Genomic DNA, 18798 nt, shown 5'->3' on the forward strand with positions numbered 1-18798 from the left:
GAGATTCAGAGACGCAAATCTGATTGAGAGGCATCCAGCAGGTACTTAAGGTCATAGAGAACGTGCTCTGCCTTACCCAGGCTCCGAATCTGTTCAGCCCCCATTGCAGAGAATTCATTATGCGCGACAGCCAGAATGATACCGTCGTAAGAATTAACCTGTGGCTGGCCGATAGGAGTGATTGAATACTCGTGCATTGCCTCTGCCGCATCTACCCACGGATCATAAACGTCAACAACAATATTGAATTCAGCGAGTTCATTCACAATATCGATGATTTTGGTGTTACGCAGGTCCGGGCAGTTTTCTTTGAACGTCAATCCCATGATCAGGACGCGAGCACCATCAACATGGATTTTGCGCTTCAGCATCGCCTTGACTAGTTGAGAGACCACATAGGCACCCATGCTGTCATTCAAACGACGTCCCGCTAAAATGATCTCGGGGTGATAACCAATGGACTGTGCTTTGTGAGTCAGATAATAGGGGTCCACACCGATGCAGTGACCACCGACCAGCCCTGGACGGAAAGGCAGGAAGTTCCACTTCGTTCCCGCTGCTTCCAGAACCGCCTCAGTATCGATACCCATTTTATTAAAAATAAGTGCCAACTCATTGATCAGGGCAATGTTCAAGTCGCGCTGCGTGTTCTCAATAACCTTTGCCGCTTCGGCAACCTTGATACTCTTGGCCTTATGAGTCCCGGCAATAATGATTGTGTTATACAAAGCATCGACCAGGTCAGCAACCTCTGGAGTGGACCCGGCAGTTACTTTCTTGATGGTAGTAACACGATGCTCTTTATCGCCAGGATTTATACGTTCAGGGCTATAGCCTGCATAAAAATCAACATTGAACTTCAGTCCGGATACTTTCTCCAGCACAGGAACACAATCTTCCTCAGTAGCACCTGGATAGACCGTTGACTCATAAATAACGATATCGCCCTTTTTCAAAACACGACCAATCGACTCACTGGCTTTAATCAAAGGAGTCAGATCCGGTCTCTTATGCTCATCAATCGGAGTTGGAACGGTAACAATAAATATATTGCAGGCAGACAATTCTTCCAGCACAGAGCTAAAACTCAAAGCAGATGCAGAGCGCAACTCACAATCAGATACTTCAAGAGTAGCGTCATGACCGGCCTTTAGCGCTTCGATTCGACGCTGACTGATATCAAATCCGACCACTTGCATTTTTTTGCCAAACTCAACCGCCAGCGGCAAGCCCACATAACCGAGACCCACTATGGCCAACTTTACATCTTCGAGTTTAAGCATTGTTTTCCCTTGCCATTCATCAATATTAAGTCGATCGTAAAAAGCGCGCCAAATCTTGCGCCATAGAAACGAAAATCACGGCTGCGTAAACCAGAAATTATACCGAAAGCGCCTAATGGAGCCATAACAATTTTCAGAAAGCCAAGAAGGAGCCCCCCTCCCCCTTCCGCATGCATTGAGAGCCACCGCAGCAAGACAAGCCATCGCAACGCAACAGCTATTTTTCGAGCAAGGCCTGCCTATCACGATACCGGGCAACTACTCAACCCCGCACCTGAAAAAACATGCAAAATCCGACAAAATGGATTTCCTCTTCAAGGAAAAAACCTTATCAGAACTGACAGCAGGAAGGTGATCGCAGCCACAACCTCAAGAAGAAACCGCTCTGACCTGGCTAACCGGATCGACACAACGCTTAGCCCGCAGATAAAAGCCCCTTCCATGGGCGATACGTCACTTATAAAAATCAGACAAAGAACTGAAATTCAGCTAATCAGATTTTACCGCGAAGAGTCCACGAAGCAATACAAAAGCAACGCCTGTGATAAGCCCCCCAATAACACCCAATATAAGGATCAGCACTTTGTTAGGTTTCACCGGGCTGTCCGGCAACTCCACTGCCCCGTCTTGCCGATAGACAGATACCGATGCCGGCTCTGTTTTTAATTCCTTAAAGAAATAGTATCGATCCTGAAGATCACGCAAATGCTCCGTAAAGGGGTCATCGGACTTGCGGGCCTGCAAACTTTCAATTTCTGCCTTTAGCGCTTTCGAGCCACGCATGTACGTAAGCTGACCCGCCTCTCCACCCGCAATTACAGATTGACTCACCGTGATCGAAGGCGGTTTCTCCAGACCGATTGACTCAGCGATCCGCAGCGCCTCACTCAATCTAGCGATCGAATCCTCTCTGGCCTTGCTGCTTTTGCCCCTGGCAGAACTTATCTGCTGCTCCAGATTACGAGCCCGAACCTCAGACTCAATTGAAACGTTCTTGATCATTTCGTTCTTCGCCAATTCACCGGCCCGTGCAACATATGCCCCAACCCACTCTTTGGCCTTCTGTGGATCACTAGTCTGCACGACAACCGAATACCTGTCAGAGGTCTCCCTAAGCGGCGGAACCACACGCAGCACCTGAGAGAACGTCGAATACAGGACATTCCGGGACTTTTCCCGCTCCTGCGCGGACAAACTCGGCACATAAATTTTGCTAAAAAACTCTAGACGGAGCGACTCCGCTTGCAAATATCGCGTGTAGATATCATAGACATCCTTAACAGTGTAAGGAACCAACTCCGACTCTTTCATTCGACCATAGTTAAAGTTTGATATGTCATTCTGAGACGGCGGCATCACAAAAGCCTTCGCCTCATAAACAGGTGTAGCAAGGAAAGCATAGCTCGCTGCGAGAGCAGCACCTAATATAGTAAATCCAATAACAACAAGTTTTTGTCGAAAAATCGCACGAACAAACTTCTGAAAATCAAAATATTCCGAGTTACTATTTATTTTTGAATCGACACGCATATTTTGTTAACCTTTTTTTACTTAAGCGGTTACATTAACTACACATGCTAGACCACTTGAGAAACATCAACGCAAACCAAGCAGACAAAGGAGCCCCCCCCCTTATCTGCTCTCGCAAAATACTGTATTACATACTAGATCGAGCGCATTAAAAAATATAAAACAAATCAATACCCAGCCTATCGCCCACGCCTCCTACCCCCCAGAAAATGAGCCACCACAACCCCACCACCAAAGATCATCCCCACCAGGAACGACGCGACTCCGAACATCGAGATCTGTAGTTGAGGTGAAGAAAAACCGAGGAAGGAAACGACGACAAGCTGCTGGTTTTCCAGCACGAAGAGCAGGCATGCAACTGATGTTAACAAGACAAGCCCGGTAATCATGAACCGCTTGATGCGACTCTTATCTCGCCAACTCATCGCCACCTACACCCTCCTCATCCTCATTTACACGATCACGCAGCTCTTTACCCGGCTTGAAATGCGGAACGAACTTGCCGTCGAGACTTACAGACTGGCCGGTTTTCGGATTGCGCCCTACCCGCGGCGCACGGTAGTGCAGAGAGAAGCTGCCAAACCCCCGGATCTCGATCCGATCCCCGGTAGCCAGACATTGGGACATTTGCTCAAGCATGGTCTTGATGGCCAACTCCACATCCTTGGATGAGAGCAGCCCTTGATGGGTGACAATTCGTTCGATCAACTCCGACTTCGTCATATTTTTCCCTTCTTTTTCAAGCAGCTAGATCAGCGCTTCAAAGGTTTTAGCACGCCTGCGCGATTTTGAACAGCCTGAGTTTTGCCATCCATCCCAGCCCCCCGAAATGCTTGATTCCTGGATCAGGAAGACTCTGGGCGATCACCCTCTCACCGGCAAATCACCAACAGGGTGCGCGTCAGGAAACCTGCCGGGTTGAACCCAAAAAGCCCTCCCTCCTCCTCCCCTTCCTTGAGATCATCAGACCTTGCTACCACTTGGTAGCCCACCCCCTTACATTCCTTGGCTGCACGCTTGTAACACTTCTCCCACTTCGAACCTAGCCCCGAACAATCGACCTCAATACCGCTAACCCCACGCACTACGTGAGTTTTGGCGTTGGTGGTACAACCCGCCAATGCCAGCACTGCTACTGCGACAATGAGCTTGTTCATTCACGTCCTTTTGCCAGAAAGCCTATCGGGCGATCATCAACCTCAGGCTAAAGCCTAGCTGCAAATAAGCGTTTGATCCGACTAAACATTCAGACCTTCTCTCGATATTTTTGGTTCACACCCCAAGCAACTACATCCGCAGGTAATCCACCAAACGCCAGGCACAAAAAAGGGCGACCGAAGTCGCCCTTTTTTACAGAAAGTCAGAACTTAGTTCTGCTTTTCCATTTGTGCACGCAGCAGGTCACCCAGAGTGGTGGCCACAGGAGCATCAGTAGCTACTGGCTTGTCGCGCAGGCTCTGGATTGCTTCTTTCTCGTCTTCAACGTCTTTCGACTTGATCGAGAGCTGAATTACACGGCTCTTGCGGTCAACGCTGATGATCTTGGCTTCTACTTCTTCGCCTTCTTTCAGAACGTTGCGCGCGTCTTCAACGCGGTCACGGCTGATTTCGGAGGCTTTCAGAGTCGCTTCGATATCGTCGGCCAGAGTGATGATGGCGCCTTTAGCGTCAACTTCCTTCACGATGCCTTTAACGATGGCGCCTTTGTCGTTCTCTTGAACGTACTCGGAGAACGGATCGCTTTCCAGTTGCTTGATACCCAGGGAGATGCGCTCGCGCTCTGGGTCAACCGACAGGATAACGGTGTCCAGTTCGTCGCCCTTCTTGAAGCGGCGAACGGCTTCTTCGCCCACTTCGTTCCAGGAGATGTCGGACAGGTGAACCAGGCCGTCGATGCCGCCGTCCAGACCAATGAAGATACCGAAATCGGTGATCGACTTGATGGTGCCGGAGATTTTATCGCCCTTGTTGAACTGGCCAGAGAAATCTTCCCATGGGTTAGATTTGCACTGCTTGATGCCCAGGGAGATACGACGACGCTCTTCGTCGATGTCCAGAACCATAACTTCCACTTCGTCGCCGACTTGTACGACTTTCGAAGGGTGGATGTTCTTGTTGGTCCAGTCCATTTCAGAAACGTGTACCAGACCTTCAACGCCTTCTTCCAGCTCAGCGAAGCAGCCGTAGTCGGTCAGGTTGGTTACACGCGCGGTAACGCGAGTGCTTTCTGGGTAACGGGCTTTGATAGCAACCCATGGATCTTCGCCCAGCTGCTTCAGGCCCAGGGAAACACGATTGCGCTCGCGATCGTACTTCAGAACCTTGACATCGATCTCGTCGCCAACGTTGACGATTTCGGAAGGATGCTTGATACGCTTCCAAGCCATGTCGGTAATGTGCAGCAGGCCATCGACGCCACCCAGATCGACGAATGCGCCGTAATCGGTGAGGTTCTTGACGATACCTTTGACTTGTTGGCCTTCCTGCAGGGATTCCAGCAGAGCTTCGCGCTCGGCGGAGTTCTCGGCTTCCAGGACGCTACGACGGGAAACGACAACGTTGTTGCGCTTCTGGTCCAGCTTGATGACCTTGAATTCCAGCTCTTTGCCTTCCAGGTGCGTGGTGTCGCGCACTGGACGGACGTCAACCAGAGAACCTGGCAGGAACGCACGGATGCCGTTAACGTCGACAGTGAAGCCGCCTTTAACCTTACCGTTGATAACGCCCTTGACCACTTCTTCGGCTGCGAAGGCTGCTTCCAGAACAATCCAGCATTCAGCGCGCTTGGCTTTTTCACGGGACAGCTTGGTTTCGCCAAAGCCGTCTTCAACCGAGTCCAGAGCAACGTGAACTTCGTCACCGACGTTGATGTTCAGTTCGCCAGCGTCGTTGTAGAACTGCTCAAGCGGGATGAGTGCTTCAGACTTCAGGCCAGCGTGAACGGTTACCCAGCGAGCCTGGTAATCGATATCAACGATAACACCGGTGATGATGGAGCCTGCCTGAAGGTTCAGGGTTTTTAGGCTTTCTTCAAAGAGTTCCGCAAAGCTTTCGCTCATTTTAATTCCTGTTGATGAGGGCGAAGAATACGCCCATCTCCACACCCCAGACGGTGTGGGTTAGTTTCATTTAAAAGAAGCCACCGCAGGACTATGACTGGTCCCCTGCGGCCTTCTTGGTCACCCGGCGATATCGCGAATGGCGATCTCGCTCATGATGCGTTCCAGCACCTGGTCGATAGATAATTCCGTGGAATCCAGCTGTATGGCGTCAGCCGCCGGTTTGAGCGGGGCTACCGCTCGCTGGGTGTCACGCTCATCGCGCGCACGTATCTCATCTAGCAGACTCGACAGACTAACACCCTCGACTTTGCCCTTCAACTGCAAATATCGACGGCGTGCCCGCTCCTCGGCGCTGGCGGTCAGAAAAATCTTCAGTGGCGCGTCAGGAAAAACCACTGTGCCCATGTCGCGACCATCCGCCACAAGGCCTGGCGCCTCCTGAAAAGCACGCTGGCGCTGCAGCAGCGCCTCGCGTACAGCCGGCAGCGCAGCCACCTGGGAAGCGCCGGAACCGACGCTTTCGGTGCGAATGACATCGCTGACTTCATCACCTTCCAGAATGATGCGTTGCAACTGACCGTCCGTCGCGGCGATGAACTGTACATCCAGATGAGCGGCGAGTTTCTTCAGCAGCTCTTCATTGGTCAGGTCGACACCGTGGTTATGCGCGGCGAAAGCCAGCAATCGGTACAACGCACCGGAATCCAGCAGGTTCCAGCCCAGGCGCTTGGCCAGTATCCCGGCTACCGTGCCCTTGCCCGAACCGCTTGGCCCATCAATGGTGATGACCGGTGCAATGTTGATCACGACTGTGCCTCTTGTGCCACACGAATGCCGACCTGTGCGCACAGCGCCAGGAAATTCGGGAACGACGTCGCGACGTTGGCGCAATCATGAATGCGGATCGGCGCACTGGCGCGCAGCGAAGCAACGCTGAACGCCATGGCGATGCGGTGATCACCATGACCGTGCACTTCACCGCCGCCGATCTGGCCTCCGTCGATGATGATGCCATCCGGGGTTGGCTCGCACTTGACGCCCAATGCCAGCAAGCCATCAGCCATGACCTGGATACGATCCGATTCCTTGACCCGCAACTCTTCGGCGCCACGTAACACGGTGCGCCCTTCGGCACAGGCGGCGGCGACGAACAGCACCGGGAACTCGTCGATCGCCAGCGGAACCAGCGCCTCGGGAATCTCGATACCCTTGAGTTTAGCTGCACGTACGCGCAAGTCAGCCACGGGCTCGCCACCCACTTCACGCTGGTTTTCCAGGGTGATGTCGGCGCCCATCAGGCGCAGGATGTCGATCACACCGGTACGGGTCGGGTTAATGCCGACGTGTTCCAGCACCAGCTCCGAACCCTCGGCGATCGATGCCGCCACCAGGAAGAACGCCGAGGACGAGATATCACCCGGGACTTCAATGTGGGTCGCGGTCAGCTTGTTGCCGGACTCGACCGATGCGGTCGCACCGTTGACCGTTACCGGGTAGCCGAAGCCACGGAGCATGCGCTCGGTATGGTCGCGGGTCGGAGCAGGCTCGGTGACCGTGGTCTTGCCTTCGGCATACAGACCGGCCAACAGCAGGCAGGACTTAACCTGGGCACTGGCCATCGGCATGGTGTAGGTCAGGCCCTTGAGTTTATGGCCACCACGAATGGTCATCGGTGGACGACCTTCGGCGGCGGTTTCGATCACTGCGCCCATTTCACGCAGCGGATTGGCCACGCGATTCATCGGGCGCTTGGACAGCGAAACGTCGCCGGTCAGGGTGCTGTCGAAGTTCTGCGCAGCCAGCAGGCCGGACAGCAGACGCATCGACGTACCCGAGTTGCCCAGGTAGATCGGACCCGGTGCCGGCCTCAGGCCATGCAGGCCAACGCCGTGAATGGTCACGCGACCGTGGTGTGGACCTTCGATGACCACGCCCATGTCACGGAACGCCTGCAAGGTCGCCAGGGCATCTTCGCCCTCCAGGAAACCTTCGACTTCGGTGACGCCTTCGGCCAGGGAGCCAAGCATGATCGAACGGTGGGAAATCGATTTGTCGCCTGGTACGCGAATCCGACCGGAAAGGCGGCCACCAGGTTGAGCCAGGAAAATCAGATCGTTGGAATTCATAGCGTCCACATAGGCCCTGCGGGCCAGGATTTTACTGAAATGCTCGCGGGCAACCCGGGCGCGAGTGAAAACGCCCAACAATTGGTGCCCATCCCCTGCATCGACCGCGTCGCGCAAGGCGTCGAGATCGCTGCGAAATGTATCGAGTGTGCGCAGGACAGCTTCACGGTTGGCGAGGAAGATGTCGTGCCACATGACCGGGTCGCTTCCGGCGATTCTTGTGAAATCACGGAAACCGCCCGCAGCGTAACGGAAGATCTCAAGATTTTCATTGCGCTTGGCCAACGAGTCGACCAGGCCGAACGCCAGCAAGTGCGGCAGATGGCTGGTCGCGGCCAGCACTTCGTCGTGACGTTCGACCTGCATGTGCTCGACATCGGCACCCAACTCGCGCCACAAACGGTCGACCAGCGCCAGGGCTGCGGGATCGGTCTGATCCAGCGGCGTCAGGATCACTTTATGGCGACGGAACAGTTCGGCATTGGAGGCTTCCACCCCGCTCTGCTCGGAACCGGCAATCGGGTGCCCCGGCACGAAACATGACGGCATCTTGCCAAATGCTTCGGTGGCCGCACGCACCACATTGCCCTTGGCACTGCCGACATCGGTCAGGATCGCCTGCCCCAGATCCATGCCCGCCAGACGCACGAGCAATTTTTCCATGGCCAGGATCGGCACCGCCAGCTGGATGACGTCGGCACCCTGACAAGCAACGCCCAGGTCCTCCTCGCAGCGATCCACCACACCCAACTCGACCGCGAGCTTGCGCGATTGAGGATCGAGATCGACCCCGACCACTTCGCGGCACAGACCGCTTTCACGCAAACCCTTGGCAAACGAACCGCCGATCAATCCGAGGCCGACCACCACCAGGCGACCGATCATAGGTCCGGCAGATTGCAGCGCAGTGACATCAACCACGAGCCAGAACCTTGGTCAGCGCTTCAAGGAAGCGGCTGTTCTCTGCCGGCAGGCCAATGGTGATGCGCAGGTGGTTCGGCATGCCGTAGTTGGCCACCGGGCGCACGATCACGCCTTCACGAAGCAAGCCCTGGAACACCGGGGCCGCGACCTGACCGAGATCGACGCAGATGAAATTGCCCCTGGACGGGATCCAGCTCAGCCCCAGCTCACGGAAACCGGCTTCCAGCTGCTGCATGCCGGACTCGTTCAACTGACGGCTTTGCGCCAGATACTCTTCGTCCTTCAACGCCGCACAGGCCGCGGCCAGGGCCAGGCTGTTGACGTTGAACGGCTGGCGCACACGGTTCAGCACGTCTGCAACCACCGCCGTGGACAAGCCATAACCCACGCGCAGCGCAGCCAGGCCATAGGCCTTGGAGAAGGTACGGGAAACCAGCAGGTTCGGATAAGCCGCCAGGAAGTCCAGGCCATCCGGCAGATCGCTGCCTTCGGCGTATTCGATGTAAGCCTCGTCCAGCACGACCAGCACATGCTCCGGCACATCCTGCAGGAATTCGTCCAGCGCCTCGGCGTCGAACCAGGTCCCGGTCGGGTTGTTCGGGTTGGCGATGAACACCACGCGGGTGTTGGCATCGATCGCCGCCAGCATGGCAGGCAGGTCATGCCCCCAATCCTTGGCTGGAACCACCTTGGCCTGGGCGCCGACCGCCTGAGTGGCAATCGGGTAGACCGCGAACGCATGCTCGCTGAACACGGCATTCAGGCCCGGCGCCAGATAGGCACGCGCGACCAGCTCCAGGATGTCGTTGGAACCGTTGCCCAGCGTGACTTGGTCGAGTTCGACGCGGCACTGCTCGGCCAGCAGGCTCTTGAGGGCAAAACCGTTGCCGTCCGGATAACGGGTCAGCTCGGCCAACGCATCGCGGATCGCCGCCAGCGCCTTGGGGCCGGCACCCAGCGGGTTTTCGTTGCTCGCCAGTTTGACGATGCTGGCTGGATCGAGGTCCAGCTCACGCGCCAGTTCGTCCACGGGTTTGCCCGGAACATAAGGCGAAAGTTGTTGCACGCCCGGCTGTGCCAGAGCGAGGAAATTGCCACTCATTTGCTACCGCCCCTTAAAGAACTGCTTTCGGGTAGGAACCCAGCACCTTGAGTGCCACTGCTTCCTGACTGATCTTTTCCAGCACACCCTTGACCAGCGGATCGCGGTGGTGGCCGACGAAGTCGATGAAGAACACGTAGGTCCATTTACCGCTGCGCGATGGACGAGTCTCGATTCGCGTCAGGTCGATGCCATTGTCGTGGAACGGCACCAGCAACTCGTGAAGCGCACCCGGCTTGTTGCTCATTGAAACGATGATCGAGGTCTTGTCGTCGCCGGTCGGCGGCACTTCCTGGTTGCCGATCATGAGGAAGCGCGTGGAGTTATCCGGACGGTCCTCGATTTTTTCAGCCAGACGGGTCAAGCCATACAGGCCGGCCGCCATGTCGCCGGCGATCGCCGCCGAGTTCCACTCACCCTTGACCCGCTTGGCCGCTTCGGCGTTGCTGGACACCGCCACGCGCTCGACATTCGGGTAATGGGCGTCCAGCCACTTGCGGCACTGGGCCAGGGACTGGGCGTGGGAGTAGATGCGGCTGATGCTGTCGGTCTTGGTGTTTTCACCGACCAACAGGTGATGGTGAATACGCAGCTCGACTTCGCCGCAGATCACCATGTCGTGTTCAAGGAAGCTGTCGAGGGTGTGGTTGACCGCGCCTTCGGTGGAGTTCTCCACCGGCACCACGCCAAAATTCACCGCCCCCGCCGCCACTTCACGGAACACTTCATCGATCGCCGCCATCGGCTTGCTGATCACCGCGTGGCCGAAGTGTTTCATGGCCGCCGCCTGGGTGAACGTACCTTCAGGGCCGAGGTAGGCCACTTTCAGCGGCTGCTCGAGCGCCAGGCACGAAGACATGATTTCGCGGAACAACCGCGCCATCTCTTCATTGCCCAGCGGCCCCTGGTTGCGCTCCATGACTCGCTTGAGCACCTGAGCTTCACGCTCAGGACGATAGAACACCGGCACTTCGCCTTCGGCCAGCGAGGCCATCTTTACCCGCGCGACTTCCTGGGCGCAGCGCGCACGCTCACTGATCAGCTCCAGGACCTTTTCGTCCAGGGCATCAATGCGCAGGCGCAGTGCCTTGAGTTCTTGCTCAGACATTAGCCGTGTTCCTTCTCGAACTCTGCCATGTACGAAATCAACGCGTTGACGGCGTTGATGTCGACGGCGTTATAGATGGAGGCGCGCATGCCGCCCACGGAACGGTGCCCCTTGAGGTTCAACAGGCCACGCTCGTCGGCACCGGCCAGGAATGGCTTGTCCAGGCGATCATCAGCCAGGCGGAACGGTACGTTCATCCACGAGCGGTCCGACTTGTTGATCGGGTTGCTGTACAGGCCGCTGGCATCAATGAAGCCGTACAGCGTGCGCTGCTTGACTTCATTGAGCTTGCCGATGGCCTCGACGCCGCCCTGCTCCTTGAGCCACTCGAACACCAGGCCGGACAGATACCAGGCCAGGGTCGGCGGAGTGTTGTACATCGAGCCGTTATCGGCCGCGACCTTGTAATTGAGCATGGTCGGGCACAGGGAACGGGCCTTGCCCAACAGGTCTTCGCGAACGATGTTGACGACAATGCCACTCGGGCCGATGTTTTTCTGGGCGCCGGCGTAGATCATGCCGAAGCGCGACACATCCACCGGGCGCGACAGGATGTCCGAGGACATGTCGGCGACCAGCGGAACATCGCCTGTTTCCGGGATCCACTGGAACTCCAGACCGCCGATGGTTTCGTTCGGCGCGTAGTGAACGTAGGCCGCGTCTTTCGACAGCGTCCATTCGTTCTGGCCCGGAATGGCGAAATAGTCGTAAGGCTTGGCGGTGCCGGCAACATTGACATTGCCGTAGCGCGACGCTTCTTCGATGGCTTTCTGCGACCAGATACCGGTGTCGATATAGTCGGCCGAGCCGTTTTCCGGCAACAGGTTCAGAGGAATCTGAGCGAATTGCTGGCTGGCGCCACCTTGCAGAAACAGCACTTTATAGTTCGAGGGGATATTCAGCAGATCACGCAGATCCTGCTCGGCCTTGGTGGCAATGGACACGAACTCATCGCTGCGATGGCTCATTTCCATGACCGACAGACCCTTGCCGTGCCAGTCGAGGAGTTCACCCTGGGCGCGCTGCAGGACAGCTTCGGGAAGCGCCGCAGGACCGGCACAGAAGTTATAGGCTCTCTTGCTCACATCCAATCTCGCTCTGATTTGGTGGTATCACGCAGTAAATCTGTAGGAGCTGTCGAGCAGAGCGAGGCTGCGATCTTTTAATGCCAAGTGATAGCAAGAGCCAGATCAAGAGATCGCAGCCTCGCTTCGCTCGACAGCTCCTACATTAAAATCAATTCCACAGTTCCTTGAGGACAAACAACAAGGGGGCGAATTTTCATCCGCCCCCTGCTTACCCGCTTATTCCTGTGGCTCTTCGTCAGCGGCAGCGTCGAGTTGCTGGTCTTCGGCAACGTCGTCGATCACGACTTCACCGACAAACCCTTCACCCTCTTCGCCTTCGAGTTCTTCACCCTCGACTTCCGACGGCTCCTGAACCCGCTCCAGCCCGACCAGTGTTTCGTCGTTGGCCAGTTTGATCAGGGTCACGCCCTGGGTGTTACGACCCAGGCTGGACACTTCGTCGACACGGGTGCGCACCAGGGTGCCCTGGTCGGAAATCAGCATGATTTCCTCGCCGTCGAGCACCTGGACCGCACCGACCAGACGGCCGTTACGTTCGTTGCTGACCATGGCGATAACGCCCTGACCGCCACGCTTGTACTCAGGGAACTCGGTGATCGCCGTGCGCTTGCCATAGCCACGCGCCGAAGCGGTGAGGATCTGGCTGCCTTCTTCCGGGATCAGCATGGAAATCAGCTTCTGGCCTTCCGGCAGACGCATGCCGCGCACACCACGGGCGGTACGGCCCATGGCGCGAACGTCGGATTCCTTGAAGCGGGTGACCTTGCCGCCGTCGGAGAACAGCATCACTTCACGCTCGCCATCGGTGATGGCCGCGGAAATCAGCACGTCGCCTTCGTCCAGCTCCAGTGCGATCAGGCCGACACTGCGTTGACGACTGAAGGATTCCAGCGGGGTCTTCTTCACGGTGCCGTTGGCGGTAGCCATGAAGATGTAGTGACCTTCGGTGTATTCCTCGACCGGCAGCATGGTGGTGATGTACTCACCGTCATCCAGCGGCAACAGGTTGACCAGCGGACGACCACGGGCAGCGCGGGACGCTTCAGGGATTTCGTAGGTTTTCAGCCAGTACACCTTGCCCTTGCTGGAGAACAGCAGCAACGTGGTGTGGCTGTTGGCAACCAGCAGGTGAGCGATGTAGTCCTCATCCTTGACGCCGGTCGCCGACTTGCCTTTACCGCCACGACGCTGGGCCTGGTACGCAGCCAGCGGCTGGGTCTTGGCGTAGCCACCGTGGGAAATGGTCACGACGCGCTCTTCTTCCGGGATCATGTCACCCAGGGTCAGGTCGAGACGGGCATCGAGGATTTCGGTACGACGCACGTCGCCGTATTCGGCGCGAATCACTTCCAGCTCTTCGCGGATCACTTCCATCAGGCGCGTGGCGCTGTTGAGGATGCGGATCAGCTCGCCGATCTGGTTGAGGATCTCTTGATACTCGGCCAGCAGCTTTTCGTGCTCCAGACCGGTCAGGCGGTGCAGACGCAGTTCCAGAATGGCTTGCGCCTGCTCTGGCGACAGGAAGTACTTGCCATCGCGCAGGCCGTATTGCGGATCGAGGTTTTCCGGACGGCACGAATCGGCGCCGGCACGCTCGACCATTGCCACCACGGCCGAGGACTCCCAAGGGGTGCTGATCAGCGCTTCCTTGGCTTCCGACGGGGTTGGCGAGGCCTTGATCAGGGCGATGACCGGGTCGATGTTCGACAGGGCAACCGCTTGACCTTCAAGGATGTGACCACGTTCGCGTGCTTTACGTAGTTCGAACACGGTACGACGGGTTACCACTTCGCGACGGTGACGGACGAAGGCTTCCAGCAGGTCCTTGAGGTTCAGGATCCGCGGACGGCCGTCGATCAGCGCAACGATGTTGATACCGAACACCGCTTGCAGCTGGGTCTGGGCGTAGAGGTTGTTGAGGATGACCTCAGGCACTTCGCCGCGACGCAACTCGATCACGACGCGCATACCGTCCTTGTCGGACTCGTCGCGCAGTTCGGTGATGCCCTCAAGCTTCTTCTCTTTTACCAGCTCGGCGATCTTCTCGATCAGACGCGCCTTGTTCAGCTGGTAAGGGAGTTCGGTGATGACGATTTGCTGGCGGCCACCGACCTTGTCAATATCTTCGATCATCGAGCGGGCGCGCATGTAAATGCGACCGCGACCGGTGCGATAGGCTTCAATGATGCCGGCGCGACCGTTGATGATCGCGGCGGTCGGGAAGTCCGGACCGGGGATATATTGCATCAGCTCGTCGACAGTCAGTTCCGGGTTGTCGATGAGCGCCAGGCAACCGTCGATGACTTCACCGAGGTTGTGCGGCGGAATGTTGGTCGCCATGCCCACGGCGATACCGCTGGAGCCGTTGACCAGCAGGTTGGGAATACGGGTCGGCATGACCGCCGGGATCATTTCGGTGCCGTCGTAGTTCGGCACCCAGTCCACGGTTTCTTTATGCAAGTCAGCCAGCAGCTCGTGCGCCAGCTTGGTCATGCGCACTTCGGTGTATCGCATGGCCGCGGCGTTGTCGCCGTCCACCGAACCGAAGTTGCCCTGGCCGTCTACCAGCAGGTAGCGCAGGGAGAATGGCTGCGCCATCCGAACGATGGTGTCGTACACCGCGGTATCACCGTGCGGGTGATACTTACCGATCACGTCACCGACAACACGGGCAGATTTCTTGTACGGCTTGTTGAAGTCGTTGCCCAGCTCGCTCATCGCGAACAGCACGCGCCGGTGCACGGGCTTCAAGCCATCGCGCGCATCCGGCAGTGCCCGCCCGACAATTACGCTCATCGCGTAGTCGAGGTAGGACTGCTTCAGCTCGTCTTCGATATTGACCGGGAGGATTTCTTTGGCCAGTTCGCCCATGAGAAGCCTGATTCCTTTTTCTGGTGAAACTTCGTCAGGACCAACGAAGCTCGCCGCTGCAGGCTCAGTGCCATGCATTGGCTTACAACAAATCAACGAGTTATGCCATGGATCTGCGCAGTACGGGTCGCCACTTCGGGCAACCCTGGAAACCGCCGGATGTTATCACAAGAGCCGCCACGCACCTATCCCCCAGACGCGCATGGAGAGTAGTTAGTTGACCGGTGACAGGCTTGAGGGGGACGAGAGAGGCTTAGAGCTGCGATCAACCGGCATTCAACCGTATTTTTCACTTGTAAACACCGACCTGTAGGAGCCGCCGAAGGCTGCGATCTTTTCAGGACCGCTACCGACTTATGCCGGGAAGATCAAAAGATCGCAACCTTCGGCAGCTCCTACAGGGATTTCGTGCAACCTTAATGATTTAATGCAGACGCTTACGGCACATCAATTGCGCCATTTTCGCCGTATCCGGGCGTTCGACGATGCCTTTTTCGGTGACGATCGCATCGATCAGGTCCGCCGGCGTCACGTCGAACACCGGGTTGAAGGCATGGACATCAGCGCCGACTCGCTTGCCACCGACCTCCAGCAACTCGCGACCATCACGCTCCTCAATCGGAATGTCATCGCCACTGGCCAGGTTCATGTCGATGGTCGAACTCGGCGCCACCACCATGAAGCGAACGCCGTGGTGCATGGCGTTGACCGCCAGCTGATAGGTGCCAATCTTGTTGGCCACGTCGCCATTGGCGGTGATCCGGTCAGCGCCGACAATGACCCAGGTAGGGCCTTTGGTCTTCATGATATGCGCCGCGGCGGAATCGACATTGAGGGTCACGGGAATGCCTTCATTGGCCAGCTCCCACGCGGTCAGCCGCGAGCCTTGCAGCCATGGGCGGGTTTCGTCGACATAGACCTGCTCGACCATGCCCTCGATGAAAGCGCCACGAATCACCCCCAGCGCCGTGCCAAAGCCACCCGTGGCCAGCGCGCCGGTGTTGCAATGGGTCAGGATCGCCTGGGCGTTGCCCTGATGCTTGCGGATCAGGTCGACACCCAGTTGCGCCATGGTCAGGTTGGCTTCGCGATCACTTTCATGAATGGCGATAGCCTCGGCCTCCAGTACCTCAAGCGGATCGGCATTGTCTTTCAGGCGATCAAGCCGGTCGTGCATGCGGCCCAGCGCCCAGAACAGGTTGACGGCTGTAGGACGGGAATCGGCCAACAGCATGAAATCCTCTTCCAGCGCCGCGTACCAGTCGCCACCTTCGGCAATCCGGGCCCGGGCCGCGAGCACGATGCCATAAGCGGCGCTAATGCCGATGGCCGGCGCGCCACGCACCACCATCGAGCGGATTGCCTCGGCCACACCCGCTGCACTGGTGTAGGCAATCCAGGTTTCCTCGAACGGCAAAATACGCTGATCCAGCAGATGAAGAGCGCCATCACGCCAATCGATGGCCTTTACCTTTTCCGCAGCCAACAGTCGATCGCGCATCCCTCACCCCGCACTCATGAACAAAAGCCGCCGATTATAGCGATCCCCCCGCGAAGACGCTCGGGTATACTTCGCCATCCTATACAAAAGCACTGGAACCGACCCTCGATGCCGAACACTGCCGCTGCGCTCGACCTGTTATTGCTGCCGACCTGGCTGGTACCCGTCGAACCCGCTGGTGTTGTCCTCAAGGAACATGGCGTGGGCATCCGTGATGGACGCATCGTGTTTATCGGCCCACGTTCCGCTGCGCTGAAGCTTAACGCAATCGAAACCCGCGAATTGCCCGACATGCTCCTCAGCCCCGGCCTGGTCAATGCTCACGGGCATGCGGCGATGACGCTGTTCCGTGGCCTGGCCGATGACTTGCCATTGATGACCTGGCTTGAAAACCACATCTGGCCCGCCGAAGCCAAGTGGGTCGACGAGGACTTCGTGCGCGACGGCACCGATCTGGCCATCGCCGAGCAAATCAAAGGTGGCATCACCTGTTTCTCTGACATGTACTTCTTCCCGAAGGTTGCCAGCGAGCGCGTGCACAACAGCGGCATTCGCGCGCAGATCGCGATTCCGATCCTCGACTTCCCCATTCCGGGCGCCGCTACGGCGGACGAAGCCATTCGTCAGGGCGTTGAACTGTTTGGCGACCTCAAGCACCACGAGCGCATCAAAGTCACCTTCGGCCCTCATGCACCCTACACCGTGGGCGACGAAAACCTGGAAAAAATCCGGGTGATCGCCGAAGAACTGGACGCCTCGATTCACATGCACGTACATGAAACAGCATTCGAAGTGCAGCAATCGGTCGAGCAGCGCGGTGAACGACCACTCGCCCGACTGGCGCGCCTGGGCTTGCTGGGGCCGCGCTTCCAGGCGGTTCACATGACCCAGATCAGCGAAGAAGACCTGGCGCTGCTGGTAGAAAGCAACAGCAATGTGATTCATTGCCCGGAATCGAACCTGAAGCTGGCCAGCGGGTTCTGCCCGGTCGAGCGTCTGTGGCAGGCCGGGGTCAATGTCGCGGTCGGCACCGATGGCGCGGCCAGCAACAACGACCTGGACCTGCTCGGCGAAACCCGCACCGCGGCCTTGCTGGCCAAGGCTGTCGCCGGCTCGGCCACCGCGCTCGATGCCCATCGTGCCTTGCGCATGGCCACCCTCAACGGTGCCCGGGCACTGGGTATCGAGGCCGAAACCGGCTCGCTGGAAATCGGCAAGGCGGCGGACATGGTGGCATTCGATCTCTCGGGCCTGGCCCAGCAGCCAGTCTACGACCCGGTTTCGCAACTTATATACGCCACCGGCCGGGACTGCGTGAAACACCTTTGGGTTGCCGGCAAACAGTTGCTCGACGACCGTCGCCTGACACGCCTGGATGAACAACAGCTAAGCACGATCGCGAAGGCCTGGGGCCAGCGCATCAGCGGCCGCACCGAATCGTAAGCACCCTGGAGCACAACCCGGGGCAACAGGATTTTTCAAGTTTTAGAGGACTAGACCATGAGCAACGTCGACTACGCCGAAATCGCCAAATTCGAAGCCCTGGCCCATCGCTGGTGGGACCGCGAAAGCGAATTCAAACCGCTGCACGACATCAACCCGCTGCGGGTCAACTGGATTGACGAGCGGGTCAACCTGGCCGGCAAGAAGGTCCTCGACGTCGGTTGCGGCGGCGGCATCCTCAGCGAAGCCATGGCTCAGCGCGGCGCGACCGTGATGGGCATCGACATGGGCGAAGCGCCGCTGGCGGTTGCCCAACTGCATCAGCTGGAGTCGGGCGTGAGCGTCGAATACCGGCAGATCACCGCCGAAGCCCTGGCCGAGGAAATGCCCGAGCAGTTCGACGTGGTCACCTGTCTGGAAATGCTTGAGCACGTACCAGACCCATCGTCGGTCATCCGTGCCTGCTTCCGCATGGTCAAGCCCGGCGGCCAGGTGTTCTTCTCGACCATCAACCGCAACCCGAAGGCGTACCTGTTCGCCATCGTCGGCGCCGAATACATCATGAAGCTGCTGCCGCGCGGCACCCACGACTTCAAGAAATTCATCCGTCCTTCCGAACTTGGCGCCTGGAGCCGCATGGCCGGCCTGACCGTCAAGGACATCATCGGCCTGACCTACAACCCGCTGACCAAGCACTACAAACTGGCGGCCGACGTGGACGTCAACTACATGATCCAGACCCTGCGCGAGGAATAAGCCG

The 18798-nt window shown here is 57.5% G+C and carries 14 protein-coding genes; 2 read left to right on the forward strand and 12 right to left on the reverse strand.

From position 1 onward, the window contains the following. Positions 1-5 precede the first annotated feature (5 nt). The 12 genes from tviB to mtnA all read right to left on the reverse strand — a co-directional run bounded on the left by tviB (position 6) and on the right by mtnA (position 16595). Entirely contained in the window at positions 6-1283 is a 1278-nt protein-coding gene (gene tviB, locus AB4O40_RS09670; RefSeq protein ID WP_056727157.1) for a Vi polysaccharide biosynthesis UDP-N-acetylglucosamine C-6 dehydrogenase TviB, read from the reverse strand. A gap of 489 nt (positions 1284-1772) precedes the next feature. Then, a complete protein-coding gene (locus AB4O40_RS09675) occupies positions 1773-2813 on the reverse strand; it encodes an LPS O-antigen chain length determinant protein WzzB (protein WP_409078912.1) in 1041 nt (346 codons plus the stop codon). A gap of 408 nt (positions 2814-3221) precedes the next feature. After that, complete coding sequence (gene ihfB / locus AB4O40_RS09680; RefSeq protein ID WP_056727160.1) at positions 3222-3536, reverse strand: integration host factor subunit beta; 315 nt, start codon at positions 3534-3536, stop codon at positions 3222-3224. A 149-nt stretch (positions 3537-3685) separates the two neighbouring features. Next, entirely contained in the window at positions 3686-3970 is a 285-nt protein-coding gene (locus AB4O40_RS09685) for a hypothetical protein (protein WP_056727161.1), read from the reverse strand. 210 nt (positions 3971-4180) lie between these two features. Beyond that, positions 4181-5872, reverse strand: a complete 1692-nt coding sequence (gene rpsA, locus AB4O40_RS09690; RefSeq protein WP_007973639.1) for a 30S ribosomal protein S1 — start codon at positions 5870-5872, stop codon at positions 4181-4183. A 120-nt stretch (positions 5873-5992) separates the two neighbouring features. Beyond that, positions 5993-6682: a (d)CMP kinase gene (cmk, locus tag AB4O40_RS09695; protein WP_007985391.1), complete on the reverse strand. Its 690-nt coding sequence runs from the start codon at positions 6680-6682 to the stop codon at positions 5993-5995. Next, positions 6679-8886: a bifunctional prephenate dehydrogenase/3-phosphoshikimate 1-carboxyvinyltransferase gene (locus AB4O40_RS09700; protein WP_460058138.1), complete on the reverse strand. Its 2208-nt coding sequence runs from the start codon at positions 8884-8886 to the stop codon at positions 6679-6681. Before AB4O40_RS09700 ends, cmk begins: the two co-directional genes overlap by 4 nt. Positions 8887-8914: 28 nt before the next feature. Beyond that, on the reverse strand, positions 8915-10027 hold the full coding sequence (hisC, locus tag AB4O40_RS09705; RefSeq protein WP_460054778.1) for a histidinol-phosphate transaminase: 1113 nt from the start codon (positions 10025-10027) through the stop codon (positions 8915-8917). 13 nt (positions 10028-10040) lie between these two features. After that, a complete protein-coding gene (gene pheA, locus AB4O40_RS09710) occupies positions 10041-11135 on the reverse strand; it encodes a prephenate dehydratase (RefSeq protein WP_007939916.1) in 1095 nt (364 codons plus the stop codon). After that, positions 11135-12220 carry a 3-phosphoserine/phosphohydroxythreonine transaminase gene (gene serC, locus AB4O40_RS09715; RefSeq protein WP_056727164.1) on the reverse strand — a complete coding sequence of 362 codons (1086 nt, stop codon included), beginning with the start codon at positions 12218-12220 and terminating at the stop codon, positions 11135-11137. Before serC ends, pheA begins: the two co-directional genes overlap by 1 nt. Before the next feature lie 219 nt (positions 12221-12439). Further along, complete coding sequence (gene gyrA, locus AB4O40_RS09720; RefSeq protein WP_056727165.1) at positions 12440-15094, reverse strand: DNA gyrase subunit A; 2655 nt, start codon at positions 15092-15094, stop codon at positions 12440-12442. 424 nt (positions 15095-15518) lie between these two features. Next, positions 15519-16595: an S-methyl-5-thioribose-1-phosphate isomerase gene (gene mtnA, locus AB4O40_RS09725; RefSeq protein ID WP_056727166.1), complete on the reverse strand. Its 1077-nt coding sequence runs from the start codon at positions 16593-16595 to the stop codon at positions 15519-15521. A gap of 108 nt (positions 16596-16703) precedes the next feature. Here mtnA and AB4O40_RS09730 point away from each other — a divergent pair, with 108 nt between their 5' ends. Then, positions 16704-18038, forward strand: coding sequence for a TRZ/ATZ family hydrolase (locus tag AB4O40_RS09730; protein ID WP_056727167.1), 1335 nt, complete (start codon positions 16704-16706; stop codon positions 18036-18038). Between the two features lie 57 nt (positions 18039-18095). Continuing rightward, complete coding sequence (gene ubiG / locus AB4O40_RS09735; protein ID WP_046042598.1) at positions 18096-18794, forward strand: bifunctional 2-polyprenyl-6-hydroxyphenol methylase/3-demethylubiquinol 3-O-methyltransferase UbiG; 699 nt, start codon at positions 18096-18098, stop codon at positions 18792-18794. Positions 18795-18798: the final 4 nt, after the last annotated feature.

This window comes from Pseudomonas sp. S2_F07, assembly GCF_054668325.1.